The organism is Streptomyces doebereineriae (assembly GCF_031845645.1).
Lineage (GTDB): Bacteria > Actinomycetota > Actinomycetes > Streptomycetales > Streptomycetaceae > Streptomyces > Streptomyces canus.
The window spans coordinates 1-23,435 of record NZ_JAVREZ010000029.1; the positions used below are offsets into that span (position 1 = coordinate 1).

General features: G+C 71.6%; 19 protein-coding genes. 13 read left to right on the forward strand and 6 right to left on the reverse strand.

Annotation, left to right across the window (positions count from 1 at the left end; all coding sequences use genetic code 11):
- Positions 1 to 2,005: serine/threonine-protein kinase (locus tag RNB18_RS46285; RefSeq protein ID WP_311720266.1), on the reverse strand; the 2,005-nt coding region annotated here is incomplete at its 3' end.
- 239 nt (positions 2,006 to 2,244) lie between these two features.
- Here RNB18_RS46285 and RNB18_RS46290 point away from each other — a divergent pair.
- Both RNB18_RS46290 and RNB18_RS46295 read left to right on the forward strand, forming a co-directional pair.
- Positions 2,245 to 2,964 (forward strand): LPXTG cell wall anchor domain-containing protein, encoded by a 720-nt coding sequence (locus RNB18_RS46290; protein WP_311720267.1) that lies wholly within the window; start codon positions 2,245 to 2,247, stop codon positions 2,962 to 2,964.
- A gap of 70 nt (positions 2,965 to 3,034) precedes the next feature.
- A complete protein-coding gene (locus RNB18_RS46295; protein WP_311720182.1) occupies positions 3,035 to 4,309 on the forward strand; it encodes an FAD-binding oxidoreductase in 1,275 nt (424 codons plus the stop codon).
- Here the strand turns inward: RNB18_RS46295 and RNB18_RS46300 are convergent.
- Positions 4,299 to 4,874 (reverse strand): biotin transporter BioY, encoded by a 576-nt coding sequence (locus RNB18_RS46300; RefSeq protein WP_059205333.1) that lies wholly within the window; start codon positions 4,872 to 4,874, stop codon positions 4,299 to 4,301. The genes RNB18_RS46295 and RNB18_RS46300 overlap by 11 nt on opposite strands.
- Before the next feature lie 422 nt (positions 4,875 to 5,296).
- Between RNB18_RS46300 and RNB18_RS46305 the strand changes: the two genes are divergently transcribed.
- From RNB18_RS46305 to RNB18_RS46335, 7 genes are all read left to right on the forward strand, one after another.
- A complete protein-coding gene (locus RNB18_RS46305; RefSeq protein WP_311720183.1) occupies positions 5,297 to 6,520 on the forward strand; it encodes an ROK family transcriptional regulator in 1,224 nt (407 codons plus the stop codon).
- Between the two features lie 154 nt (positions 6,521 to 6,674).
- Positions 6,675 to 7,742 carry an ABC transporter substrate-binding protein gene (locus RNB18_RS46310; RefSeq protein WP_311720184.1) on the forward strand — a complete coding sequence of 356 codons (1,068 nt, stop codon included), beginning with the start codon at positions 6,675 to 6,677 and terminating at the stop codon, positions 7,740 to 7,742.
- On the forward strand, positions 7,739 to 8,587 hold the full coding sequence (locus RNB18_RS46315; protein ID WP_311720185.1) for an ABC transporter permease: 849 nt from the start codon (positions 7,739 to 7,741) through the stop codon (positions 8,585 to 8,587). Before RNB18_RS46310 ends, RNB18_RS46315 begins: the two co-directional genes overlap by 4 nt.
- On the forward strand, positions 8,563 to 9,288 hold the full coding sequence (locus RNB18_RS46320) for an ABC transporter ATP-binding protein (protein ID WP_311720186.1): 726 nt from the start codon (positions 8,563 to 8,565) through the stop codon (positions 9,286 to 9,288). The genes RNB18_RS46315 and RNB18_RS46320 overlap by 25 nt, the downstream gene beginning before the upstream one ends.
- Positions 9,285 to 10,622 (forward strand): LLM class flavin-dependent oxidoreductase, encoded by a 1,338-nt coding sequence (locus tag RNB18_RS46325; protein ID WP_311720188.1) that lies wholly within the window; start codon positions 9,285 to 9,287, stop codon positions 10,620 to 10,622. The genes RNB18_RS46320 and RNB18_RS46325 overlap by 4 nt, the downstream gene beginning before the upstream one ends.
- Positions 10,623 to 10,636: 14 nt before the next feature.
- On the forward strand, positions 10,637 to 11,533 hold the full coding sequence (locus RNB18_RS46330; protein WP_311720189.1) for a TauD/TfdA dioxygenase family protein: 897 nt from the start codon (positions 10,637 to 10,639) through the stop codon (positions 11,531 to 11,533).
- A gap of 112 nt (positions 11,534 to 11,645) precedes the next feature.
- Positions 11,646 to 13,031: an amino acid permease gene (locus RNB18_RS46335; protein ID WP_311720190.1), complete on the forward strand. Its 1,386-nt coding sequence runs from the start codon at positions 11,646 to 11,648 to the stop codon at positions 13,029 to 13,031.
- Between the two features lie 49 nt (positions 13,032 to 13,080).
- On the opposite strand, the gene RNB18_RS46340 is transcribed toward RNB18_RS46335, so the two are convergent.
- The 3 genes from RNB18_RS46340 to RNB18_RS46350 are packed head-to-tail and all read right to left on the reverse strand — an operon-like array spanning position 13,081 to position 15,972.
- On the reverse strand, positions 13,081 to 13,857 hold the full coding sequence (locus RNB18_RS46340; protein ID WP_311720191.1) for an SAM-dependent methyltransferase: 777 nt from the start codon (positions 13,855 to 13,857) through the stop codon (positions 13,081 to 13,083).
- Between the two features lie 12 nt (positions 13,858 to 13,869).
- Positions 13,870 to 14,493, reverse strand: coding sequence for a histidine phosphatase family protein (locus RNB18_RS46345; protein WP_311720192.1), 624 nt, complete (start codon positions 14,491 to 14,493; stop codon positions 13,870 to 13,872).
- A gap of 48 nt (positions 14,494 to 14,541) precedes the next feature.
- Positions 14,542 to 15,972, reverse strand: a complete 1,431-nt coding sequence (locus RNB18_RS46350) for an FGGY-family carbohydrate kinase (protein ID WP_311720268.1) — start codon at positions 15,970 to 15,972, stop codon at positions 14,542 to 14,544.
- A gap of 97 nt (positions 15,973 to 16,069) precedes the next feature.
- On the opposite strand from RNB18_RS46350, the gene RNB18_RS46355 reads away from it, so the two are divergent.
- Together RNB18_RS46355 and RNB18_RS46360 are read left to right on the forward strand one after the other, a co-directional pair.
- Positions 16,070 to 17,113 carry a 2-hydroxyacid dehydrogenase gene (locus RNB18_RS46355; protein ID WP_311720193.1) on the forward strand — a complete coding sequence of 348 codons (1,044 nt, stop codon included), beginning with the start codon at positions 16,070 to 16,072 and terminating at the stop codon, positions 17,111 to 17,113.
- 13 nt (positions 17,114 to 17,126) lie between these two features.
- Positions 17,127 to 18,578 carry an FGGY-family carbohydrate kinase gene (locus RNB18_RS46360; RefSeq protein WP_311720194.1) on the forward strand — a complete coding sequence of 484 codons (1,452 nt, stop codon included), beginning with the start codon at positions 17,127 to 17,129 and terminating at the stop codon, positions 18,576 to 18,578.
- Positions 18,579 to 18,772: 194 nt separating this feature from the next.
- On the opposite strand, the gene RNB18_RS46365 is transcribed toward RNB18_RS46360, so the two are convergent.
- Positions 18,773 to 19,435, reverse strand: a complete 663-nt coding sequence (locus RNB18_RS46365) for a mycothiol-dependent nitroreductase Rv2466c family protein (protein WP_311720196.1) — start codon at positions 19,433 to 19,435, stop codon at positions 18,773 to 18,775.
- A gap of 136 nt (positions 19,436 to 19,571) precedes the next feature.
- Between RNB18_RS46365 and pepN the strand changes: the two genes are divergently transcribed.
- Positions 19,572 to 22,157 (forward strand): aminopeptidase N, encoded by a 2,586-nt coding sequence (gene pepN / locus RNB18_RS46370; RefSeq protein ID WP_311720197.1) that lies wholly within the window; start codon positions 19,572 to 19,574, stop codon positions 22,155 to 22,157.
- Positions 22,158 to 22,363: 206 nt separating this feature from the next.
- On the forward strand, positions 22,364 to 23,422 hold the full coding sequence (locus tag RNB18_RS46375; RefSeq protein WP_311720198.1) for a hypothetical protein: 1,059 nt from the start codon (positions 22,364 to 22,366) through the stop codon (positions 23,420 to 23,422).
- Positions 23,423 to 23,435: the final 13 nt, after the last annotated feature.

Genomic DNA, 23,435 nt, shown 5'->3' on the forward strand with positions numbered 1-23,435 from the left:
GGTTGGGAGCGGGGCCGTCGGTGTGGGAGGTGCCGGTGGCTGCCGTGGTGCCCTCTGCTCCCGATTGGTCGGGTACGGCCTGCTTGCCGCGGACCAAGGAGACTCCGGGGCCGGAGCGGCGGTGGGTCGCGGGCACCGGGCCGATACGGGTGGGGGCGGAGGCCGCGCGCGTGGGAGTGTCCCTTGTCGGTGCGTCCGGCATCGGGAAGTGCTCCGTGGGGGCGCCCGCCGAGAGGGAGTCCTGCGTGGGAGCGCTGGCGAGGGGCGTACTTGCCGTGGTGGCACCCGCCCGGAGCGCGGCTCCCACCGCGCTCCCGGACGGCGTCTCCGACCGCACCTCCGAACGCTCCTCGGAGGCGGCCTCGCTGGAGGTACTGGCGACGCGGTCGGTCGAGAACGGCTCGGCGGGGGTGGGGACCTCGGCGACCGCCGAGTCCCTGTCACCGACCGCCCCCGAGAGGGCGAACCCCGGTGGCACGGCATCCGACGGCTCCACAACGGCAGGCTCACGTACCGATTCGTCTACGGCCGACCCGGCAACGTCGGTACCGGACCGAGTCCCGTCCGACGGCGGACCGGAGCCCTCGTCATCATCCGCGCCCGAGAAGGCATGCCCGACCAGCACGGCATCCGACGGCTCCACAACAGCAGGCTCACGTACGGCAGCCCCGGGCCCCGTCTCCGGCACCCGCGGATCCCGCACCGCCCGAGCTCGCTCCGATACCGGCGCCGTCTCCGACGTCTGCACCCCGCCATCCCACCCGGGCACCGCCGCCTGCACAGGGTCCACCCGCCCCGGACCCCCCTGCCGACGCTCCCGCTCCTCCTCTTCCCCGGCCCCGTCATCCCGCCCGGCCCCCGCCGCCGCCGCAACAGGGTCCGCCCGTCCTACACCCGGCGCCCCCGCAGGGCCTCCCGGCCGACGCTCCCGGTCCCCCTCCTCTCCGGCCACCGGCCCCCGCGCGGCCCCGGCCCCGTCATCCCGCCCGGCCCCCGCCGCCGCAACAGGGTCCACCCGTCCTGCACCCGACGCCCCCGCAGGGCCTCCCGGCCGACGCTCCCGGTCCCCCTCCTCTCCGGCCGCCGGTCCCCGCGCGGTCCCGGCTGCCTCGTCTTCGCGCCCGCGGACCTCCGCCGGCAGTCGCTCGTTCGCCTGGTCGGCGGCTTCGCCCGGCCCCCGCCGGTCGCCCGGTTCCGCCGTACTGAGGTCCTCCCCCGCCCCCATCCTCAAAGTCGGCGTGGGCGCGGGGAACGCGACCGTGTGCAGGGCCGACTCCACGTCGTCCAGGGCCGGGCGTATCGAGGGATCCTTCTCCAGCAGGGCCGCCAGGATGTCGGTCAACGGGCCCGCCGCGGCGGGGAGTTCCGGCTCCTCGTAGAGGACGGCGTGCAGCGTGGCCAGGGTGGTGTCGCGGGAGAACGGGGAGCGGCCGCCCAGGGCCGCGCACAACGTCGCCCCCAGGGACCAGATGTCCGACGGCGGCCCCTGGGGGCGGCCCGAGACCCGCTCGGGGGCCATGTAGTCGGGGGAGCCGACGAGCATGCCGACCATGGTGAGCGCCTTGGCGTCCTGCATCGCGGCGATGCCGAAGTCCGTCAGCACGATCCGGTGCCCGGCGCGGTCGGCGGACTCCACCAGGACGTTCCCGGGTTTGATGTCCCGGTGCAGGACGCCCCGGGCGTGGACCTGGCGGAGGGCCTGCACCAATCCCAGGCCGAGGAGCGCCGTTTCGCGCGGGCCCAGCGGGCCGTCCTCCACCGTCATCCGTTCCAGGGAGCGGCCGTTGACCAACTCCATGACGATCCACAGGCGTTCACCCTCGTCCACGACGTCGTAGACCCGTACGACGTTCGGGTGGTCGATCCGGGCCGTGGCCCTGGCCTCGCGCAGGGTCCGTTCACGGCGGGTGCGGGTGTCCTCCGCGTCGAGGCCGTCGATCCGCATCTCCTTGACCGCGACCTGCCGGTCGAGCATTTCGTCGGCGGCTCGCCACACCCGCCCCATGCCCCCCTGGCCGATACTCTCGACCAGGCGATAGCGTCCTGTCACCAGGAGCCCTGGAACTCCGCCGTTCCTCGCATTTCCCGTGTCTCCCGTATTCCCCGGCAATCCGCTGCACCCCCTCAACGATGCCCCGACTGGAACACAATGGTCACACTTCGCGCCGTACCAGCATAGTGCGGAGAAATCTTGTGGTACCTCTTCAAGTACTGCGAATTCAGGCGCAGCCAAGGGGGACGAACATGAGTTCTCGTCGTATGACGACCATTGCCGGATCGCTGGTCACGGCAGCTTTCTCGACGGTGATGATCTTTTCCGTCACCGCGAGCGCGGACGAGGGACCCGCAAGCAGTAAGGGGGGAAAGGCTGTTGACGAGGCACCGGCGGGCGTGGAGCTGACGACGACACTGCCCGGGACGATCTCCGTCGACAACAGCTCGCAGAAGACCGACCTCACGGCCACCGTGAAAAACGACGGGAGCAAGGACACCGGAAAGATCAGGCTTTTGGTCGTCGGTTTCGACGGCATGACGGTCAAAAACGTTCAAGGCTGCTCTCCGATTGAAGAAAAGGATCTGCCGGAGGGCTCGAACAGCGGTTTCGCCTGTCCCATCGACAATCTCGCGGCCGGTAAGTCGAAGTCGTACGCCGTCGACGCGACATTCGATGTCAAGAAGACCGGCAAGATCTGTCTGCCGGTGCAGACCAGCGACGGAAAGAAGACGTTCTGGCAGCAGGGCCCGGTTCCCTTCGGTACGACGAACCCGTCGCCGAACGCCCCGGCCACCCCGCTGCTGCTGGGCACCGACAACAAGCCGGTGGCACCCGGCGGTGACGAACTGCCCAAGACCGGTGTCGAGCGGGACCTGCTGCCACTCGGGGCCGCGGGCGCCTCGCTGATGGCGGCGGGCGTGGCCGGGCTGTGGTGGTCGCAGCGGCGGCCGCGACGCACCACCTGCTGACCCGGAACGCGAAACCTACGGAGGCATAACCTGACGGAAACTGTCAGGTTATGCCTCCACCATGTCCGGCATGAACACCTCGACCCACGACGAAGTCAGCAGCTTCCAGACCGGGTTCGCCCTGCGCCCCGACCTCGTGTTCCCCGTCCGCTCCACCGACGACGTGGTCACCGCCGTGCGCCACGCGGCCGACGCGCGGCTGCCCGTCACCGTGCTGGCCACCGGACACGGACTGCCCGGCGCGGTGGAGGGCGGCGCGCTCATCAGCACCCGGCGCATGGACCGGGTGACCATCGATCCCGCCGCCCGCACCGCCCGCGTCCAGGCGGGTGTCCGCTGGGCTCAGGTGGTCGAGGCCGCGGAGCCGTACGGGCTCGCGCCGCTCAACGGTTCCGCGCCCGGCGTCGGTGCCGTGTCGTACACGTTGGGCGGCGGACTCGGCATCCTGGCAAGGGAGTTCGGCTACGCGGCCGACCACGTCCGCTCCCTCGACGTCGTCACCGCGGACGGCCGGCTGCGCCATGTCACCGAGGAGTCCGAGCTCTACTGGGGCCTCCTCGGCGGCGGCCACCGCCTCGGTGTCGTCACCGAACTGGAGATCGGACTCGTCCCGGTACGGACTCTCTACGGTGGTTCGCTCGCCTTCGACGGCCGCGAGGTCGATCCGGCGGACGTCCTGCGGGCGTACAAGGAGTGGACCAGGACCGTGCCGTCCACACTGACCTCCTCCTTCGCCGCCGTACCGTATCCGGGCATCCCGGCGCTTCCGCCACATCTGCGGGGGCGGTACGTCGTCTCCGTACGGGTCGCGTACACCGGCGCCGACGGCGGCCGACTCGTCGCACCGCTGCGGGAGTTGGGCCCGGTGCTCGCGGACTCGCTGCGCGAGATGCCGTACGCCGAGAGCCACACCATCCACAGCGACCCCGACTTCCCGCACAGCTACTACGGGGACAGCGCGGTGCTCGGCGACCTGGACGTGGAGCGGGCCGCCGAGCTGCTCGCGCGGACCGGGCCCGGCGACGGTGCCGGTGCCATGGTCGTCGTACAGATCAATCATCTGGGCGGGGCGCTGGCACGGCCGGCGCCGATTTCGGTGCCGTACCGCGAAGGGCGTTTTCTGGTGCGGCTGTTGACCGGCGGCGGGCGTCATCAGGCGCGCGAGCTGCTGGACCCGGCCTTCCGGCTGCTCTCGGCCACCACCCTCGGCCGTACCGTCAACTTCGCCTTCGGGGCCGGGGACCGGACCGAGGGCCTGTATGACGCCGAAACGCGAAAGAGGCTCGCCGAGTTGGAGTCGCGGTACGACCCGGCGAGCCTCTTCGGGAGGCGTGTCAGCGCTTGACGAGCTTCCAGGCGGTGGGGAGCACGCCCATCGCCAGAGCGGCCTTGAGGGCGTCACCGAGGAGGAACGGGGTGAGGCCGGCCGCGATCGCGGCGGAGGCCGACATGTCGGCGGCGTAGGCGAGGTAGGGGACGCCGATGGCGTAGATGATCGCCTCGCCGACCAGCATCGTGCCCGCCGTGCGCAGCAGCGAGCGGTCGGCACCGCGGCGGGCCAGGGCGCCGACGGCGGCGGACGCGAGGATCATGCCGAGGATGTAGCCGAAGGAGACGGAGATCCCGGAGGTGCCCTGGGCGAACCACGGGAGACCGGCGAGGCCTGCCAGCGCGTACAGGGCGAGGGAGGCGACACCACGGCGGGCGCCGAGGGTCGTGCCGACGAGCAGCGCGGCGAAGGTCTGGCCGGTCACCGGCACCGGGGAGCCCGGCACGGGGACGGAGAGCTGCGCGGCGAGGCCGGTGAGCGCGGCGCCGCCCACCACGAGCGCGACGTCCCGGACGCGGGAGGCGGGGATCAGGTCGGCGAGGACCTGGCCGGTGCGACGGGGGGCGACGGCGGTGCTCATGGGGACTCCGCGAGGGTGTGAACGGCGAGGGACATCGTGACGCTATCCCAGCGCGCTCCGGCCGATCACCGTCAGCGCCCGACAAAGCGGGGAACGGGGGCTTGGTGGGCTCCGGACAAAGAGTGCCGGTTACACCGGGTTCGGCGTGACCCCTGTCACTGAGGTGGGGTGGCCGGGGATACAGGGACGCTGTTCACACCACTGTGGGGAATCTCCAAACGAATCCTAGTGCTCTGGTCGGATTCACCGTTCCTGCCCTACTCTTCCAGTCATGGTCGCCCAGTCCCGGTACTTCTCGTCGCGTCGCCACGTCGATCTGCGACGTGTGGGCACGGCCGTCTGTCGCCGTCCGGCGTGAGGCGGGCTCCGGCGCGCCTCATCCTCCGAGACGTGTCGGCCCCCGTTCCCGAGGACGGTCTTCCATGCCCCGTACCGAGGCACCCCCTGTCACCCCGACTCCCATGTCCCGGCGCCGGACCAGCGCCAGCGTGGTCCTGCGGTCCGTGCTGGAGCACGGCCCGGTGGCCCGCAGCACCATCTCCCGGCTGACCGGGCTGTCCCCGGCCTCCGTCACCGACTACTGCGCCCGCTTCAGCGAACTCGGCCTGATCCGCGAGTCGGCCGTGCCCCGGCGGTCGAACGGCGTGGGGCGCCCGCACGTCCCCGTCGACCTGGACGACTCACGGTTCGTGGTCGGCGGCGTGCACGTGGCGGTGCCGTACACCACGGTCGCACTGCTCGATCTGCGCGGCCGGGTGCTGGCGCGCCGCGAGCTGAAGCACGAACACACCGCTCCCGAGCCGGTGCTGGCGCGGGCCGCCGAAGCGCTCGGGGCCCTGCTGGACGCCGCCCCCGGCTGCCGGCCGCTCGGCGTCGGCGTGGCCGTCGGCGGCTGGGTGGACCGGGACTCCGGGACCGTCGTCGAGCACCCCCTGCTGGGCTGGCACGAGGTGCCGGTACGGGAGGTACTGGGCGCCCGCACCGGGCTGCCGGTCCATGTGGACGGGCACGCGCGGGCGTTGGTCAACGCGGAGCGGCTGTTCGGGCGGGCGCGCGGCAGCCGGAGCGTGCTGCATCTGTTCGTCGGCAATGTGGTGGACGCGGCGTTCGCCACCAACGACGAGGTGCACCACGGGCCGCGCTCCCAGGCGGGCACCATCGCCCATCTGCCGGTGCCGGGCGGCACCGAGCCCTGCGACTGCGGCCGGACGGGCTGCCTCCAGGCCGAGTTGAGCGAGCGGACGCTGTGCCGGCGGGCGCGGCGGGCGGGGGTCGTCGAGGGCGTCAACCCGATGCATGTGGTCGCGGCGGCGGCCGCGGGCGATCCCGAGGCGGCACGGCTGCTGGTGGAGCGTGCGGGTGCCGTCGGACGGGCGGTACGGCTGCTGCTGGACGTGCTGAACCCGGAGACGGTCGTGGTGACCGAGATCGGTGTCATGCACCGGCAGGACTGCCTCGCCGCCCTGCGCGAGGGGGTCGGCAGCGAACGCGCGAATTCCGTGATGCCCACGGGTTTCCCGGATTCCGTGCTCGCCGTGGCGGGCGGCGCGGTGGCCCTCGACGTGCTCTACCGGGATCCGCTCACCCTCTCCCACCTGAGCGGAATTAATTCAGAAACTCCGAATGTTGACAGAGCCTCCGCATGACCGCGAACATCCTGTTCATGAGCCCGCACCTGTACTGTCGCACCCTTTGTTGCTGACACGCTGCCCCGCGTGACGCGCTCATTTCCCCTGCGTTGATTTTCCTTCTTCGTGCTTTCCCCTGCGCTGTTCCGGCGCTGATTCCGGGAGCTCTCCCATGCCTGTTTCCCGTACGTCCGGCATCGACCGGCGTCTGTTCCTCTCCTCGATCCTCGGTGCCGCGGCCGGCGTCGCCGGGCTCAGCGGCTGCGCCGGAAGCAGTGCCGCCGCGGACAGCAAGGACGCCCTGTCCGCCCCGCTCGCCGCGAAGGTCCCGGCGGGTACCAGCCTGAAGATCGCCTCGTATCTCGGCATCCAGCAACTCCAATTGAAACTGGGCAAGTTGGGTGCGCTTCCGTTCAAGGTGTCGAGCTGGCCCAATATCGCCGCGGGGCCCGATGTCATCAACGCCTTCCGCGCGGGTTCCCTGGATGTCGCCACCAACGCGGGCATTCCGCCGATCCAGGCGCACTACCAGGGATTCGACGCGAAGATCGTCGCGATCAACATCACCCGCAAACCGAGCTATGTCTTCGCCACCAAGCCCGGCAGCGACATCAGCACGGTCCAGGACTTCAAGGGAAAGCGGCTCGCTTTCTCCCAGGGCCAGGCCCAAGGCGTCGTCCTCCTGCGGGCGTTGAAGAAGGCCGGCATCGCGTACGACGACGTCAAACTCGTCCCGCTGACCAGCAACCAGTTCTTCACCGCCCTGCAGTCGGGGCAGGTGGACATCGCGCCGCTCGCCAACAGCCAGGCGCCCTCCTATCTGTCGCAGTACGAGGCCAAGGGCGCCCACGCCGTCACCACCGACGTCGTCGACCTGCTCACCCTGCTGTGGGCGCCGACCTCCGTGCTGGCCGACTCCGCGAAGGCCGCCGCGGTCGCCGCCTACATCCCGTACTGGGCCAAGGGCCAGGTGTGGGTGTACGAGAACCCCGACCTCTGGAACGAGCAGTTCTACGTCAAGACGCAGAACCTGACCCTCGCCCAGGCCAAGGCGGTCACCGCGCTCGCCAACAAGCCGCTGTTCCCACCGAGTTGGGGCGAGGCGATCAAGTGGGAGCAGGAGACCGCGGATCTGCTGGCGGAGGGCGGCTTCGTGAAGAAGTTCGACGTGGGCGACCTCTTCGACCACCGCTTCGAGGGCATCGCCGCGAAGGCCGTGGCCGCGGAGTACCGGAGGTGAGCGCCGTGACCACGACCGAAGCCGCTGTCACGGTCGCCGCGGCCAAGGACACGCCCCAGGTCCGCAGGCGCCGTCGGCTCTCCCCCGGCAGGCGGCTGCCCGCCGCCCGGCTCGCCGGACCGGTCCTCCTCCTCGCCCTGTGGGCCGCCGCCTCCGCCGCCGGACAGCTCGACCCGGCCGCGATCCCGGCACCCTGGACGGTGGTGAAAACGGGCGCCCATCTGTGGACCGACGGGACCCTGCCCACCGACATCCTGACCTCGCTCCAGCGGGCCGCGACCGGCTTCGTGATCGGGCTCGTCGCCGGCGTCGTGCTGGCCCTGGCCTCCGGTCTCAGCCGGACCGGCGAGGCGCTGATCGACGGGACGGTCAACCTCAACCGGGCGATCCCGACCCTCGGTCTGATCCCGCTGTTCATCCTCTGGCTGGGCATCGGCGAGACCTTCAAGGTCGCGATCATCGCGATCGTCGTGTACATCCCGATCTATCTGAACACCCATGCCGCCCTGTCCGGCATCGACCACCGCTTCGTCGAACTCGCCGAGGTGCAGGGGCTGTCGAGGTTCGCCTTCGTACGGCAGATCGTCGTCCCCGGCGCGCTGCCCGGATTCTTCGTGGGTCTGCGGCTCGGCGTCACCGGCTCCTGGCTGGGCCTGGTCGTCCTGGAGCAGATCAACGCCACCAGCGGACTCGGCTACATGATGTTCCAGGCCCAGAACTACGGCCAGAGCGATGTGATCCTCGTCGGTCTCGTCGTCTACGGCGTCTTCGGCCTGGTCTCCGACAGCGCGGTCCGTCTCGTCGAACGGAGGGTGCTGTCATGGCGACGCACACTGAGCAGCTGACCCGTCCCGCTGTCCAACTCCGGGGCCTGACCCGGTCGTTCGACGGGCGTACGGTCCTGGACGGCATCGATCTCGACATCCCGGCCGGACAGTTCGTCGCCCTGCTCGGGCACAGCGGCTCCGGCAAGAGCACGCTGCTGCGGGCGGTGGCGGGGCTGGACCACGAGGTCGTGGGAAGCGGCCGGCTCACGGCTCCCGAAAGGGTGTCCGTGGTCTTCCAGGACTCCCGGCTGCTGCCCTGGCGGCGGGTGCTGGACAACGTCCTGCTGGGCACGGACGGCGAGGACAGGGGCCGGGAGGCGCTCGCCGAGGTGGGTCTCGAGGGCCGCGAACGCGCCTGGCCCAACGAGCTCTCCGGTGGCGAGGCCCAGCGCGCCGCCCTTGCCCGCTCACTGGTCCGCGAGCCCGAACTCCTGCTGGCCGACGAGCCGTTCGGAGCCCTTGACGCGTTGACGCGCATCAAGATGCACGCGTTGCTACGGGAGTTGTGGAAGCGCCACCAGCCGTCCGTCCTCCTCGTCACCCACGACGTGGACGAGGCGATCGTGCTCGCGGACCGGGTGCTCGTACTCGAAGAGGGCCGCATCGGCCTCGACCTGACCATTGACCGCCCGCACCCGCGTTCGTACCGGGACCCCCTGCTGGGCGAGTACCGGGAGCGGCTGCTGGCCGCGCTCGGGGTGACGGAGGACCACGCATGACCACCGGACAGCTCCACCTCAACGCGTTCCTGATGAACACCGGCCACCACGAGGCCTCCTGGCGCCTCCCCGAGAGCGACCCGTTCGCGCACGTCTCGCTCGACCACTACATCCGCCTCGCGCGGATCGCCGAGCGCGGCAGCTTCGACTCGCTCTTCCTGGCCGACGGGCCGCAGTTGTGGAGCAACCTCGCCCAGCGGCCCGCCGGCGCTCTGGAGCCGCTCACCCTGCTGACCGCGCTGGCGACGGCCACCGAGCACATCGGGCTGATCGCGACCGCCTCGACCTCCTACAACTCCCCCTACAACCTGGCCCGGAAGTTCGCCTCGCTGGACATCATCAGCGGCGGCCGGGCGGGCTGGAACATCGTCACCACCGCGGGCAGGGAGGCCGCCCGCAACTTCGGTCTCGAGCACGAGCCCGCGCACGCGGACCGGTACGCCCGGGCCGGTGAGTTCCTCGACGTGGCCCTCAAGCTCTGGGACAGCTGGGAGGACGACGCGATCGTCGGCGACAAGGCCGCCGGCGTCTGGGGCGACGACACGAAGGTCCACCCGCCCCGGCACCAGGGGACGTACTTCAGCGTCGAGGGCGCACTCAACGTGCCCCGCACGCCCCAGGGTTACCCGCTGCTCGTGCAGGCGGGCTCCAGCGAGGACGGCAAGGAGTTCGCGTCCCGGTACGCGGAGGCGGTGTTCACCGCCCAGCAGACCATCGAGGACGCCCGGGCCTTCTACGCCGATCTCAAGTCCCGTACCGCCGCGGCCGGCCGGGACCCCGACCACATCAAGGTGCTCCCCGGCATCGTCCCCGTCATCGGCGCCACGGAGGCCGAGGCGCTCGCGAAGGAGCGGGAGCTGGAGGACCACATCGTGCACGACCACGGCGTGGCCAACCTGGAGCGGCTGCTGCAACTGCCCCTCGGAACACTGGAGCTGGACCGGCTGCTCCCCTCCGACCTGCCGCCCGAGTCCGCCGTGGAGGGCGCCAAGAGCCGCTACACGCTCGTCGTGGAACTGGCCCGGCGCGACCGTCTCACCGTGCGGCAGCTGATCGGGCGGCTCGGCGGCGGCCGCGGCCACCTCACCTTCGCCGGTACGCCCGAGCAGGTCGCCGACGCCATCGAGACCTGGTTCACCCAGGGCGCCGCCGACGGCTTCAACATCATGCCCCCGGTCCTGCCGTCCGGCCTGGACGCGTTCGTCGACCACGTCGTCCCGATCCTGCGCACCCGCGGTCTGCTCCGCGCAGAGTACGGCCCGCGGCAGACCCTGCGGGAGCGCTACGGCCTTCCGCGCCCCGCGAACCAGTACGCCCAGCCCGTCCACGCCTAGGAAGGACCCCTCACATGTCCGGTATCGAGATCCGCAAGGTCACCGCCCGCATCGGCGCCCACATCTCCGGCGTCGACATCTCCAGGCCGCTCGACGAGGAGACGGCCACCGCCCTCCGGGACGCCCTCAACGTCCACAAGGCGCTGGTCTTCAGTGACGTGAACCTCGACGACGAGGGCCAGCAGGCCTTCGCCCGGCAGTTCGGTGAGCTCACCACCGCCCACCCGACCGTGCCCGCCGTGGACGGCGCCCCCAACGTCCTGCCCGTCGACAGCGAGGAGGGACGCGCCGCCAACAACTGGCACACCGACGTCACGTTCGTCCTCAACCCGCCGCAGGCCAGCACCCTGCGCAGCCTGACGATCCCGCCGTACGGCGGCGAGACGCTGATCGCCAACTCGGCGGCCGCGTACCGGAATCTTCCGGAGCCGCTGCGCAGGCTGGCCGACGGTCTGTGGGCCGAGCACACCAACGACTACGACTACGCCGTACCGGAGGAGACGGTGGACGAGGAACAGGCCGCCCGGCGTGCCCAGTTCACCTCGATCAAGTTCCGCACGGCCCATCCGGTGGTCCGGGTGCACCCGCTGACCGGTGAACGCGGGCTGTTCATCGGCGGGTTCGCGCAGCGGATCGTGGGCCTGTCGGTGAGTGAGTCCCGCAAGGTCCTCGACCTGCTCCAGGCGTATGTGACCCGGCCGGAGAACCTGCTGCGGCACCGCTGGTCGGAGAACCAGCTCGTGCTCTTCGACAACCGCATCACCCAGCACTACGCCGTCGACAACTACGACGGTCTGCCGCGGCGGCTGCACCGGGTGACCGTCGCCGGGGACGTGCCGGTGGGCATCGAGGGCAAGGAGAGCTACTCGATCGAGGGCGACGCCTCGCACTACAGCGCCGTAGCGGCGTAGTCACTGCGGGTTCCGCTGGTGTCCGCATGGTGAGCGGCCTCCCCTCCGACCTGGGGAGGCCGCCCAGACTGTGGGCGTTTTTGCCCGTCTCACGCACTGGACGAACCCGCCCATGCCCAGCACCACCGTCAAGGCTCCACAAGAGCCGGACGCCTCCCTGACCCACGGCCTCAAGCAGCGCCATCTGTCGATGATCGCCCTCGGCGGGGTGATCGGCGCCGGACTGTTCGTCGGTTCCGGCGCGGGGATCGCCGCCGCCGGGCCCTCGATCGTCCTCGCCTACACGCTCTCCGGCCTCCTCGTGATGCTGGTGATGCGGATGCTCGGCGAGATGTCGGCCGCGTACCCCTCCTCCGGCTCCTTCTCCGCGCACGCCGAGCGGGCGTTCGGCCCCTGGGCGGGCTTCACCGCCGGCTGGTCCTTCTGGATCCTGCTGTGCACGGCCGTGGGCCTGGAGGGCATCGGCGCAGCGAAGATCGTGACCGGCTGGCTGCCGGGGACCCCCGAATGGGCCTGGGTCGCCCTGTTCATGGTGGTCTTCTGCGTCACGAACCTGGCCGCGGTGAAGAACTTCGGCGAGTTCGAGTTCTGGTTCGCGGCCCTGAAGGTGGGCGCGATCGGCCTGTTCCTGATCCTCGGGGTGCTGGCGATCGCCGGTGTCCTGCCCGGCACGGACGCCCCGGGCACCGCGAACCTCACCGGCCGCGGGGGCTTCTTCCCGGGCGGCGGCGAGGGCCTGGTCGTCGGCCTGCTCGCCTCCGTCTTCGCGTACGGCGGCCTGGAGACGGTCACCATCGCGGCCGCCGAGTCCGAGGACCCCGTGCGCGGGGTGGCGAGCGCGGTCCGGACGGCGATGTGGCGCATCGCGCTGTTCTACATCGGCTCGATGGCGGTCATCGTCACCCTGGTCCCCTGGGACGCGAAGGCGGTCGTGGACAAGGGCCCGTACGTCGCCGCCCTCGACGAACTGGGCATCCCGGGAGCGGGGCAGCTCATGAACGTGGTCGTCCTGATCGCCCTCCTCTCCGCGATGAACGCCAACGTCTACGGCTCCTCCCGCATCGCCTACTCCCTGGTCGAGCGGGGCCTCGGTCCGCGGATCCTGGGCCGCGTCTTCGGCGGTGTCCCGCGTGTGGCGGTTCTCGCCTCCAGCGTCTTCGGCTTCGTCTGCGTGGTCCTCAGCTACTGGCGTCCCGACGACGTCTTCCCCTGGCTCCTCAACATGATCGGCGCGGTCATCCTCGTCGTCTGGGGTTTCATCGCCGTCTCCCAGTTGCGGCTGCGCCGTGCCCTGGAACGCGAGGCCCCCGAGCGGCTTGCCGTCCGCACCTGGGCCTTCCCGTACCTGACCTGGGTCGCCCTGGCGGGCATGGCCACGATCCTCGTCCTGATGGCCCGCGAACCGGACACCCGCGTCCAGCTGTACTGGACGGGCGGCATGACGCTGGTCCTGGCGGGCGCGGGGTACGCCTGGCAGAGGACGCGCACGGCGGCCTGACTCCCCGCGAGGACGTGACTCGCGGGGGTTTCCCATCAGGCCAGTGGGCTCAGGCCTTTCGCCCCACACCCCCGTGCTGGCCGATCGGAGCGGGGGCCGAGTCGCCGTCCGGGCGCCACAGCGGGACCGAGACCACGCCCGGGTCCACCAGGTCCAGGCCCTCGAAGAACGCCTCGATCTTGTCGATCGGACGCAGGAGGTAGGGCACCGCGCCGGTCTCGTTGTACGCGTCCTGGGCCTGCTCGTAGTCCGGGTCGGTGCCCCGGGAGCCGTCGTTGACGCAGAGGTGGCTGCCGGAGGGCAGGCCCGCCACCAGCCGGCGGACCAGGTCGCGGGCCAGGTCGTAGTCGGTGACATGGCCGAGGATGCCGCTGAGGATCAGGGCTGTCGGGCGGGTGAGGTCGAGGGTCCGGGAGGCCGCCTCCAGGATCTTCTCCGGCTCGTAGAGCGTCAGGTCCTCGTACGCCGTCTCGCCCTCCGGCGTGGAGGTGAGCAGGGCGCGGGCGTGGGCGAGGACCAGCGGGTCGTTGTCGACGTAGACGATCTTCGATTCGGGAGCGAAGCGCTGGGCGACCTCGTGGGTGTTGTCGACCGTGGGCAGCCCGGTGCCGACGTCCAGGAACTGGCGGACGCCCGCCTCCTCGACCAGGTACCGGATGCTGCGGCCGAGAAAGGCGCGGCTGCTCCGGGCGATCGTGACGATGCCGGGGAAGACGGCCGTGTAGGCATCGCCGGCCGCCTCGTCGACGGGGTAGTTGTCCTTGCCGCCGAGCCAGTAGTTCCAGATCCGGGCCGAATGCGGCACCGAGGTGTCGATCTCCGTCATGGGCCCATCGTGCTACGACCTGTCCGGCTCGCACGGGACATTGAGTGAGAGAAGTGCGGCGGATCCGTCTTCACGGAGGCGGAGTTCGGTGATCGCCGCGTTGCGCAACCGCGGGAACACTCTGCGGTACTCCCCGAGCGGGATCGACAGCAGCGTGCACAGCACCAGCCGCAGCAGGGTGTTGTGGGCCACGACCAGGACGCGCTCGTCGGGGTGGGCGGCGGCGATGCCGCGCAGGGCGCCGGCTCCACGGGCGGCGGCTTCGCGCGGGTCCTCCGCGCCGGGGAAGGGATACGTCACCGGGTCCGCCCGGAAGGCCTCGGCCGCCTCGGGCACCTCCGCGGCGAACTCCGCGAGGGTACGGCCCTCCACCACCCCGAAGTCGCACTCCCTGAGGTCGGGTTCGCGCCGCGGGGCGATGCCGAGGGCACGGCAGGCGGGGTCGGCGGTGGCGATCGCCCGGGAGAGGGGGGACGTCCAGATCGCGTCGGGGCGGTGCAGGAGGGCCCATCGGCCGAGCGCCTCCGCCTGGGCGCGGCCCTCGTCGGTGAGCCCGATGTCGCTCACCCCCGCGTAACGGTTCTCGGCGTGCCAGATGGTCTGTCCGTGCCGGGCCAGCAGCAGGGTCGTGCTCATGTGGGTGCGGTCTCCAGGTTCTCTGCGGTCGGTCACGGTCGGTCGTCGTCAGGATGCTGTGGTGTCCTGGTCGAGTCGGGCGCGCGCGTGGGCCGCCACCTGCTCCGAAAGCCAGCCGCGCGCGGTGAGTTCGCCGACGAGACGGGCGTACGGGTCGGCGAAGAGGGCCGTGCGGCCGGGGCGCGGTTCCACGACCGTGCGGATGCGGACCATGTGCTCGGCGGCCTCCGCCAGGGGGGTGCCCGTGGTGCCGTGCAGCGCCAACGCGGCCATTCCCAGGGCCGGTTCGGTCTGTTCGGGTACCCGGGCCGGGCGGCCGAGGATGTCGGCGCGGAGCTGGTTCCAGTACGGGCTGCGGGCCGCGCCGCCGGTGAAGGTGAGGGGGCCGTCGAGCGGGGCGCCCAGGTGGTGCAGATAGTCCAGACACAGGCGCTCCGCGAACCCGACGCCCTGGAGGAGCCCGGCCCAGCGGTCGGCGTCGTCGGCGGGGGTGCCCAGGAGGAGGGCGGTGGCGTCCGGGGCCAGGAACGGGAACCGTTCGCCCCGCGAGACCAGCGGGTACGCGACCGCGCCGGACGGCTCGAACGCGGCCGCCCGTTCGTCCATGGCCACCGGGTCCACGTCCGCCGGCAGCGCCCCCGCGCCCACGCTCGACGCCCCGCCGGGCAGCCAGGTACCGCCCGGCGCGCGGTGGTTGTAGACCACGCCGGTGGGGTCGCGCACCGGGTCCGGGGTGGCCCCCTTGAGCACGAGGGTGGTACCGAGCACCGAGTTCCAGGAACCGTGCCGCAGGGCGCCCGCCGCGATCTGGGCCGCACAGCCGTCGGTCATCCCGGCGATGACGGGGGTCCCGGCGGGGATGCCGGTCGCCTCCGCGGCGGCCTGGCAGACCTCGCCGAGACGGGTGCCGGGCAGGACGACGTCGGGGAGGTCCAGGGCGATGTCCGGCCAGGCGTCGCGCTCGAGGTCGTAGCCCGTCTTGAGGGCATGGCTGGAGTCGGTCGGCACCGGCCTGCCGACCAGCCGGGCGGTGACGGTGTCGGGCTGGTGGGTGACCCGGCCCTTCCCGTGCGCGCCGGCGAGCCACAGCGCCTTCGGCAGCGCCCACGTGTCCTGTACCGCCAGCCCCGCCTCCCGCAGCCGTGCCGCCTCGCCCGCCGCGCGTGCGTCGTCGTACATGAGCGCCGGGCTCGTCGGCCGTCCCTCCGGGTCCGTCAGCAGCACCGTCCCGGACGTCCCGCACACCGCGAGCCCGCCGATCGGTACGCCCGTCAGGGTGAGGAGCGCGGAACGGGACGCCGTACGCACGGCCTCCCACCACTCCCCCGGATCCTGCTCGTGCCGCCCGCCCTCGCGCCGGCCGCCGAGCGGGGCGGAACCCCGGCCCCGCACGGCTCCGCCGGCCGTGACCGCCAGCGCGCGGACGCTCTGTGTGCCGAGGTCGATCCCCAGCCACACCGTCTCGTTCTCGTCCGTCATCTCTGTCATCGGGGCCTCCCACCCGCACGGGGTCTATGCGTACCCCGGACCCGCGGCTCAACATCGTGACAGTGAAGCGACGATCCGGAGGTCGACGATGACCCAGAGGACCGATCCCGTACGTGTCGTGGCGGCCGGCGACCACTTCGTACTGCCGGGGCTGATCGCCGGGGCCGTGGAGGCCGAGCTGGGCGACATCGCCGCGGAGACGAAGGAGTTGAGGCTCGGCTGGCCGCTGGAACCCTTCGGGCCGGTGGCGGAGGTGACGGAGGCGAGCGACGCCGAGGACGAGTTGATCGAGGCGCTGGACGGCGCGGAGGTCCTCGTCACCCAGATGGGCCCGGTCACCGAGCGGGTGCTGAACGCCGCCGACAGCCTGCGGCTGGTCGTCGTGTGCCGTGGCGGCCCGGTCAACGTGAACCTCGACGCGGCCAAGGCCCGTGACGTACGGGTGTGCTTCGCGCCCGGCCGCAACGCCGCCGCCACCGCCGAGTTCACCGTCGGCATGCTGCTGGCCGCCGTGCGCCGCATCCCGCAGGCCCACGACCTGCTGGCGGGACAGGGCAGTTGGGAGGGCGGTGCCGCCTACTACACGTACGAGCACAGCGGCCTGGAGCTGGAGGACCTGCCCGTCGGACTCGTCGGCTACGGCGCCGTCGGCAGCAGGGTCGCGCGCGTGCTGTGCGCCTTCGGCGCGCAGGTCATGGTCTACGACCCCTATGTGCGCGGCGAGATCCACGGCCTGCGGGTGTCCTCGCTGGACCAGCTCCTCACCCGCTCCCGGGTGATCACCCTGCACGCCCGCCTCACCGCCGAGACCCGCGGTCTGATCGGCGCCCGCGAGCTGGCCCTGCTGCCCCAGGGGGCGGTCGTGGTGAACGTCGCCCGCGGCCCGCTCGTCGACGAGAGCGCCCTGTGCGACGCGCTGGAGGCCGGCCGGCTGTCGGCGGCGGCCCTCGACACCTACGTGCACGAGCCGCTGGCCCCGGACTCCCGGCTGCACGCCCTGGCCGACCGGGTCGTCCTGACCCCGCACCTCGGCGGGGCGAGCCGCGCGGTGGCCGAGAAGGCGGCGAGGATCGCGGCGGAGGAGGTGGGCCGCTGGGTGCGGGGGGAGCCGTTGGCGCACTGTCTGACCTGAGCCGGGAGGCAACATGTACGTCGGTATCGATGTGGGCACGTCCGTCGTCAAGGCCGCCGCGTTCGACAGCGGGGGCCGTCAACTGGCCGTCGAGTCGCGCCCGGTGGAGCTCTCCCTGCACGGCGGGTTCGTCGAGCAGGACATGGCGGAGGTCTACGACGCCGTCGTCGACGTCCTCGGCAAGCTGACCGGGCGGGTGCCGGAGCCGGTGGAGCTGGCCGGGCTGACCGGGCAGGGCGACGGGGTGTGGCTGGTCGACGCGGAGGGGCGGCCGGTGCGTTCGGCGCTGTCCTGGATGGACGGCCGGGCCCACGAACTGCTCGACCAGTGGCTGGCGGACGGCACCTTCGAGACGGTGTTCCGGCGGACCGGCGGCGCGATGTTCCCCGGCTCGCCGGGGCCGTTGCTGGCCTGGCTCGACCGGTACGACCCGTCGTCCCTGGATGCCGCCGCGACCGCCGTGTACTGCAAGGACATGGTCTTCCAGCGGCTGACGGGTGCCGCGCGGGCGACGACGGACGTGTCGGACGCGTCCATGCCCTTCCTCGATCCCCGGACACGGACGTACGACAACCGGGTGGTCGAGCTGCTGGGACTCACCCGTCGCCGGCGGCTGCTCCCCCCGATCGGCGACCCGATCGCCACGGGCGAGGCGCGGGGCGAGGGGCTGCCGTCCGGGACGCGGGTCTCGAACGGGCCGTACGATCTGCCGGCCTGTGCGCTGGGCGCCGGGGTCACCGCGCCGGGCGACGGACTCCTCATCGTCGGAACCTGTCTGGCCGCGCTCGTCGCCACCACCGAGCTGGACCTGACCGGGGAGCCGGCCGGGCTGTACATCTCCACCGACCGGCCCGGGCACCGGCTGCGGGCGATGCCGGCGATGGTGGGGACGGCGGCGCTGGACTGGGTGCTGTCGACCACGGGCGTCACGCATGCGGAGGTCGACGACCTGCTGGCGGCGATCCCGCCGGGGGCGAACGGGGTCCGGGTGCTGCCGTACTTCGCTCCCTCCGGGGAGCGGGCTCCGTTCGTCGAGCCCCATCTGCGGGCCGAGCTCAGCGGGGTCTCGCTGGAGACGACCAGGGCGGATCTGATCCGCGCGACCTGCGAGGGCATCGGGTACGCGGCCCGGCACTGTCTGGAGGCGGCCGGGCTGACGGGGTCGTTGGCGGTGTGCGGCGGGGGGACGCGGAGTCCCGCCTGGATGCGGTTGCTGGCCGATGTGCTGGGGCGGCCGTTGCGGGTCGTGGAGGGGGAGGTGGGGGCCCGGGGCGCGGTGCTGGCCGCGGCGGAGCGGTACGGGGTTTCGCTGGACGCGGGTGTCTGGACCGAACCCACGGCGATCGTCGAGCCGGATCCGGAGCGGGCCTCGTACTACGCGAAGGGGTACGAGGAGCATGTGGCACGGTTGGATGTCGCGCGGGAAGCGGCCGGACGTCAGCTGCGAGGCACAGGGTGTTCATGAGGTGCTCGAACTGCGGTGGGTCCCTTCAGGAGTTTCGGGCGCTCACCGGCGAGGAGCAGAAGTTCGTACGGGAGCACAAGCCCAGGCACACCAGCCTGGGCTCGTACTTCCGGTGCGCGCGTGAAGGGTGTCTGCGGTATCAGCGGCGCGGGGACCAGAACGACGGGGGGTCCTTCCCCAAGCCGGAGAAGTGACTACAGGTTGCTGAAGTCCGGGCCCTTCGTGCGGGTGCGCTTGAGCTCGTAGAAGCCCGGGACCGACGCCACCGCGAGCGTGCCGTCCCACAGCCTGGCCGCGTCCTCGCCCTTGGGGGCCGGGGTGACGACCGGGCCGAAGAAGGCGATCTGCTCGCCGTCCGCGCCGGGGACCGCGATGACCGGGGTGCCGACCTCCTGGCCGACCTTCTCGATGCCCTCCTTGTGGGAGGCCCGCAGCTCGGCGTCGAACTCGAAGTCCTCCTGGTCGGCGTAGTCGATCAGGTCGGCGGGCAGGCCCACCTCGTCGAGCGCGGCGGCGATGGCCTCGACGGTCGGGCCCTCGTCCTGGTTGTGGAAGCGGGTGCCGAGCGCGGTGTAGAGCGGGCCGAGGACGTCGGCGCCGTGCTTCTGCCAGGCCGCGGTCACCACACGCACCGGTTTCCACGCCTTGGTCGCCAGCATGTCCCGGTACTCCTCGGGCAGCTGGTCGATCTTGTCCTCGTTGAGCACCGCCAGGCTCATGATGTGCCAGCGCACCTCGATGTCCCGGACCTTCTCCACCTCCAGGACCCAGCGGGAGGTCATCCAGGCCCAGGGGCACAGCGGGTCGAACCAGAAGTCGACGGGGGTCTTGCCGGAGGCGTTCGAGGTCTCGGACATGGGTCTCCTAGAAAAGTGTTCGTTTCAACCCGCAACACCGTTCGTCGCCCACCCCATTCCCGGCTGACCGATGTCAGGAGCACATGGCAGGATCGGGCCTGTCCGCATGCTGAACACACCCGAGGGAGTACCGCCCGTGCCCGGTGAGAATCTGTCCCGTGACGAGGCCCGGGAGCGGGCCGCCCTGCTGTCCGTCGACGGGTACGACGTGTCCCTCGACCTGCGCTCGGCGGTCGGCGACCAGGCCGGGGACGGCCCGCGCACCTTCCGGTCCGTGACCACGATCCGCTTCCGGTGCAACGAGCCGGGGGCCACGAGTTTCGCGGACCTGATCGCGCCGAGCGTCACGGCGGTCTCGCTGAACGGCCGGGACCTCGACCCGGGCGCGGTCTTCGACGGCTCCCGGATCGCCCTGGAGGACCTGGCCGCCGACAACGAACTGGTCGTCGACGCCCAGTGCGCCTACTCCCGCACCGGCGAGGGCATGCACCGCTTCGTCGATCCCGAGGACGGCGAGGTCTACCTCTACACGCAGTACGAGCCGGCCGACTCGCGCCGCGTCTTCGCGAACTTCGAGCAGCCGGACCTCAAGGCGCCCTTCCGCTTCGAGGTGCGGGCGCCGCAGGAATGGGTGGTCTGGAGCAACGGGGTCGGCTCGGAGAGCGACGGCGTGTGGCGGTTCGCGGAGACGAAGCCGATCTCGACGTACATCACCTGTGTGGTGGCGGGGCCGTACCACTATGTGACGGACTCCTACGAGCGCGTCTTCGAGGACGGCACCCGGCTGGAGATCCCCCTCGGCGCGCTGTGCCGCAAGGGGCTCGCCCCCCACTTCGACTCCGACGACGTCTTCCTGGTCACCAAGCAGGGCCTGGACTTCTTCCACGACCACTTCGACTACCCGTACCCCTTCGGGAAGTACGACCAGGCGTTCGTGCCCGAGTACAACCTCGGCGCGATGGAGAACCCGGGGCTCGTCACCTTCCGCGAGGAGTTCATCTTCCGGGGCAAGGTCACCCAGGCTTCCTACGAGGGCCGGGCCAACGTCATCCTGCACGAGATGGCGCACATGTGGTTCGGCGACCTGGTCACCATGGTCTGGTGGGACGACCTGTGGCTGAAGGAGTCCTTCGCGGACTTCATGGGCACCTTCGCGAACGTCGGCGCGACCCGCTTCAAGGACGCCTGGATCACCTTCGCCAACCGCCGCAAGGCCTGGGCCTACCGCGCCGACCAGCTGCCCTCCACGCACCCCATCACCGCCGACATCCGCGACCTCCAGGACGCCAAGCTCAACTTCGACGGCATCACGTACGCCAAGGGCGCCTCCGTACTGAAGCAGCTCGTCGCGTACGTCGGCCAGGACGCGTTCCTGGAGGGTGCGCGGCGCTACTTCAAGCGGCACGCGTACGGCAACACGCGCCTCGGCGATCTGCTGTCGGTGCTCGAGGAGACCAGCGGGCGGGACATGGGCGCGTGGGCGCGGTCCTGGCTCCAGACGGCCGGGGTCAACTCCCTCACTCCGCAGGTGCTGTTGAGTGCCGAGGGGCGGGTCGACGAGGTGGCGGTCGTGCAGGAGGCGGCCGAGTCCCACCCGGAACTCCGACCGCACCGGGTGGCGGTGGGGCTGTACCGGCGCTCCGGGGGCGGTGCGCTGGAGCGGTACGCGCGCGCCGAGGTGGACGTCGACGGCCCGCGGACGGTCGTGGCGGAGCTGGCCGGTGCCGAGGCGCCGGAGCTTGTGCTCGTCAACGACGACGACCTGACGTACTGCAAGACCCGCTTCGACGCGGGCTCCCTGGAGACCCTGAAGTCGGGGCTCGGTGACCTCACCGACCCGCTCGCCCGCGCCCTGTGCTGGTCGGCGCTGTGGAACATGACGCGGGACGCGCTGCTCCCGGCCAGGGAGTTCATCGACATCGTGCTGCGCTTCGCGGGCCGTGAGTCCGACATCGGCGTTCTGCAGATGCTGCACGCCTGGGCCGAGTCGGCGGTCGTGCACTACGCGGCGCCCGAGTGGCGCGAGCGGGGTGCGGGGCTGCTCGCCGAGGGGGCCGAGCGGGAGCTGCTCGCCGCCGGGCCGGGCAGTGAGCAGCAGCTGGCGTGGGCGCGGTTCTTCGCGCGGACGGCCGAGAGCCCGGCCGGCCTGGACCTGTTGCAGGGCCTGCTGGACGGCACGGCGACCATCGACGGGCTGACCGTCGACCAGGAGCTGCGGTGGGCGTTCCTGCAGCCGCTGACCGTGTGGGGTCTGGCCGACGAGAAGGCGCTGGCCGCAGAGCTCGCCCGCGACGACACCGCGTCCGGCAAGCGCCATCAGGTCCGCTGCCTGGCCGCCCGTCCGTCGGAGGCGGTGAAGGCGCAGGCGTGGGCGCAGGTCGTGGAGTCCGACGCGCTCTCCAACGCCCTGGCAGAGGCGACCATCTCGGGGTTCAACCAGCCGTCCCAGCGCAATCTGCTGGAGCCCTACACGGAGAAGTACTTCGCGGTGATCGAGCGGATCTGGCAGGACCGCTCGATCCAGATCGCGATGAACACCGTCTCCGGGCTGTTCCCCTCCCTCCAGGACCCGCGGACGACGCTGGACGCGGCCGACGCGTGGCTCACGGCCCACGAGGACGCGGCGCCGGCGCTGCGGAGGCTGGTGCTGGAGGGGCGGGACGATCTGGCGCGGGCGCTGCGGGGGCAGGAGTGCGATGCGCAGGCCGTCAACCACGGATGACCTTTGGCCTGAGCTTGGGCGCCCGGTAGCCGTTACGAAATCCGTTCAATAGCAGCCGTAACCCCTGGTTCCATCCGAATGGACCAGGGGTTTTCGCTCCCTAGTCGGCACCCGAACACCCGTCCTTTAGTACTGCCTTGTCCGTATTTGTCGACAGGCGTGTAACAGCGGTTATCGGGCGTCCCGAACGCGGGAATCTCCGCTGCATGAACCACAACGCCCCGCTCCCCCCGCTCTCCCCCCGACCCCTGCGTCACCTCTCCGAGGTGCACCGCCGTGTCGTGACGGCCGGCCGGCTCCGTACGAGCGGCGTCTCGGTCGCCGAAGCGAACGAGCAGTGCCGGCCCGGCGGCCCCTGGCAGCAGATCCTCCCGGGTGTCTTCCTGCTCCACCCGGGCCCGCCGACCAGCGAGGAGCGCCTGCACGCGGTGCTGATGTACGCGGCACGGGAGTCCGCCGCCGGGGTCCCGGCGCAGCCGGGCGCGGAGGAGCCGCACCGCCCGGTGTACGCGGAGGCGATGATCACCGGCCTGGCGGCGCTGACGCTGCACGGCTTCAGCTCGACCCCACCGCTGCTCTCCCTGGACCGGATCGACGTCCTGGTCCCGAGGATGCGCCGGCTGCGCTCGGCGCGCGGCGCGCGGATCGTCCGCACGTCGGCGCTCCCGGCCGCCGAACAGGTCACCGGCGTCCCGGTCGCGCCGGTCCCGCGCGCCCTCGCCGACGCGGTCACCGAACTGACGGACGCGGGGGCGGTACGACGGCTGCTGACGGAGGCGGTCCGCGGCGGCCACTGCGAACCGGCCGCCGTCGTCCGGGAGCTGAACGAGGCCAGGCTGCTCGGCCGCCCGCACGTGGTGGACGCGGTGGACTCCCTGCTCGCCGAGGGCCGCGCCATCGCGGAGAGCCGCCTGTACCGCATGGTCCAGGAGTACGGCCTCCCCGACCCGGTGTGGAACGTGGATCTGAGGCTGCCGGGCGGGCCCCACCTGGGCGGCCTGGACGCGTACTGGCCGGAGCAGGCGGTGGCGGTCGAGCTCGACACCCGCGCGCCCCGGCAGGGCCACCGGCAGGACGACGACGCCCTCTGGTCCGAGTACGCCCGCAAGCGCGAACACCTTGAGCGCCTCGGCATCACGGTCGTCCACATCACCCCCCGCAAACTCCGGGACGCGATGGAACAGCAGGCGACGGTGGTCCGTACGGCCCTCATGGCCTCCGGCGACCGGGATCCCGCCGCGTATGTCGTGGTGCTGCCCCGGTAGTGACGGACCGGGG

Excerpts from the sequence above, each read along its gene's own strand:
- RNB18_RS46310 (WP_311720184.1), top strand. The coding sequence starts at position 6,675 with ATGCCTGTTTCCCGTACGTCCGGCATCGACCGGCGTCTGTTCCTCTCC.
- RNB18_RS46355 (WP_311720193.1), top strand. The coding sequence starts at position 16,070 with ATGACCCAGAGGACCGATCCCGTACGTGTCGTGGCGGCCGGCGACCAC.
- RNB18_RS46350 (WP_311720268.1), bottom strand. The coding sequence starts at position 15,972 with ATGACGGACGAGAACGAGACGGTGTGGCTGGGGATCGACCTCGGCACA.
- RNB18_RS46300 (WP_059205333.1), bottom strand. The coding sequence starts at position 4,874 with ATGAGCACCGCCGTCGCCCCCCGTCGCACCGGCCAGGTCCTCGCCGAC.
- RNB18_RS46360 (WP_311720194.1), top strand. The coding sequence starts at position 17,127 with ATGTACGTCGGTATCGATGTGGGCACGTCCGTCGTCAAGGCCGCCGCG.
- RNB18_RS46305 (WP_311720183.1), top strand. The coding sequence starts at position 5,297 with ATGCCCCGTACCGAGGCACCCCCTGTCACCCCGACTCCCATGTCCCGG.
- RNB18_RS46325 (WP_311720188.1), top strand. The coding sequence starts at position 9,285 with ATGACCACCGGACAGCTCCACCTCAACGCGTTCCTGATGAACACCGGC.
- RNB18_RS46330 (WP_311720189.1), top strand. The coding sequence starts at position 10,637 with ATGTCCGGTATCGAGATCCGCAAGGTCACCGCCCGCATCGGCGCCCAC.
- RNB18_RS46335 (WP_311720190.1), top strand. The coding sequence starts at position 11,646 with ATGCCCAGCACCACCGTCAAGGCTCCACAAGAGCCGGACGCCTCCCTG.
- RNB18_RS46295 (WP_311720182.1), top strand. The coding sequence starts at position 3,035 with ATGAACACCTCGACCCACGACGAAGTCAGCAGCTTCCAGACCGGGTTC.
- RNB18_RS46375 (WP_311720198.1), top strand. The coding sequence starts at position 22,364 with ATGAACCACAACGCCCCGCTCCCCCCGCTCTCCCCCCGACCCCTGCGT.
- RNB18_RS46345 (WP_311720192.1), bottom strand. The coding sequence starts at position 14,493 with ATGAGCACGACCCTGCTGCTGGCCCGGCACGGACAGACCATCTGGCAC.
- RNB18_RS46320 (WP_311720186.1), top strand. The coding sequence starts at position 8,563 with ATGGCGACGCACACTGAGCAGCTGACCCGTCCCGCTGTCCAACTCCGG.
- RNB18_RS46340 (WP_311720191.1), bottom strand. The coding sequence starts at position 13,857 with ATGACGGAGATCGACACCTCGGTGCCGCATTCGGCCCGGATCTGGAAC.
- RNB18_RS46290 (WP_311720267.1), top strand. The coding sequence starts at position 2,245 with ATGAGTTCTCGTCGTATGACGACCATTGCCGGATCGCTGGTCACGGCA.
- RNB18_RS46365 (WP_311720196.1), bottom strand. The coding sequence starts at position 19,435 with ATGTCCGAGACCTCGAACGCCTCCGGCAAGACCCCCGTCGACTTCTGG.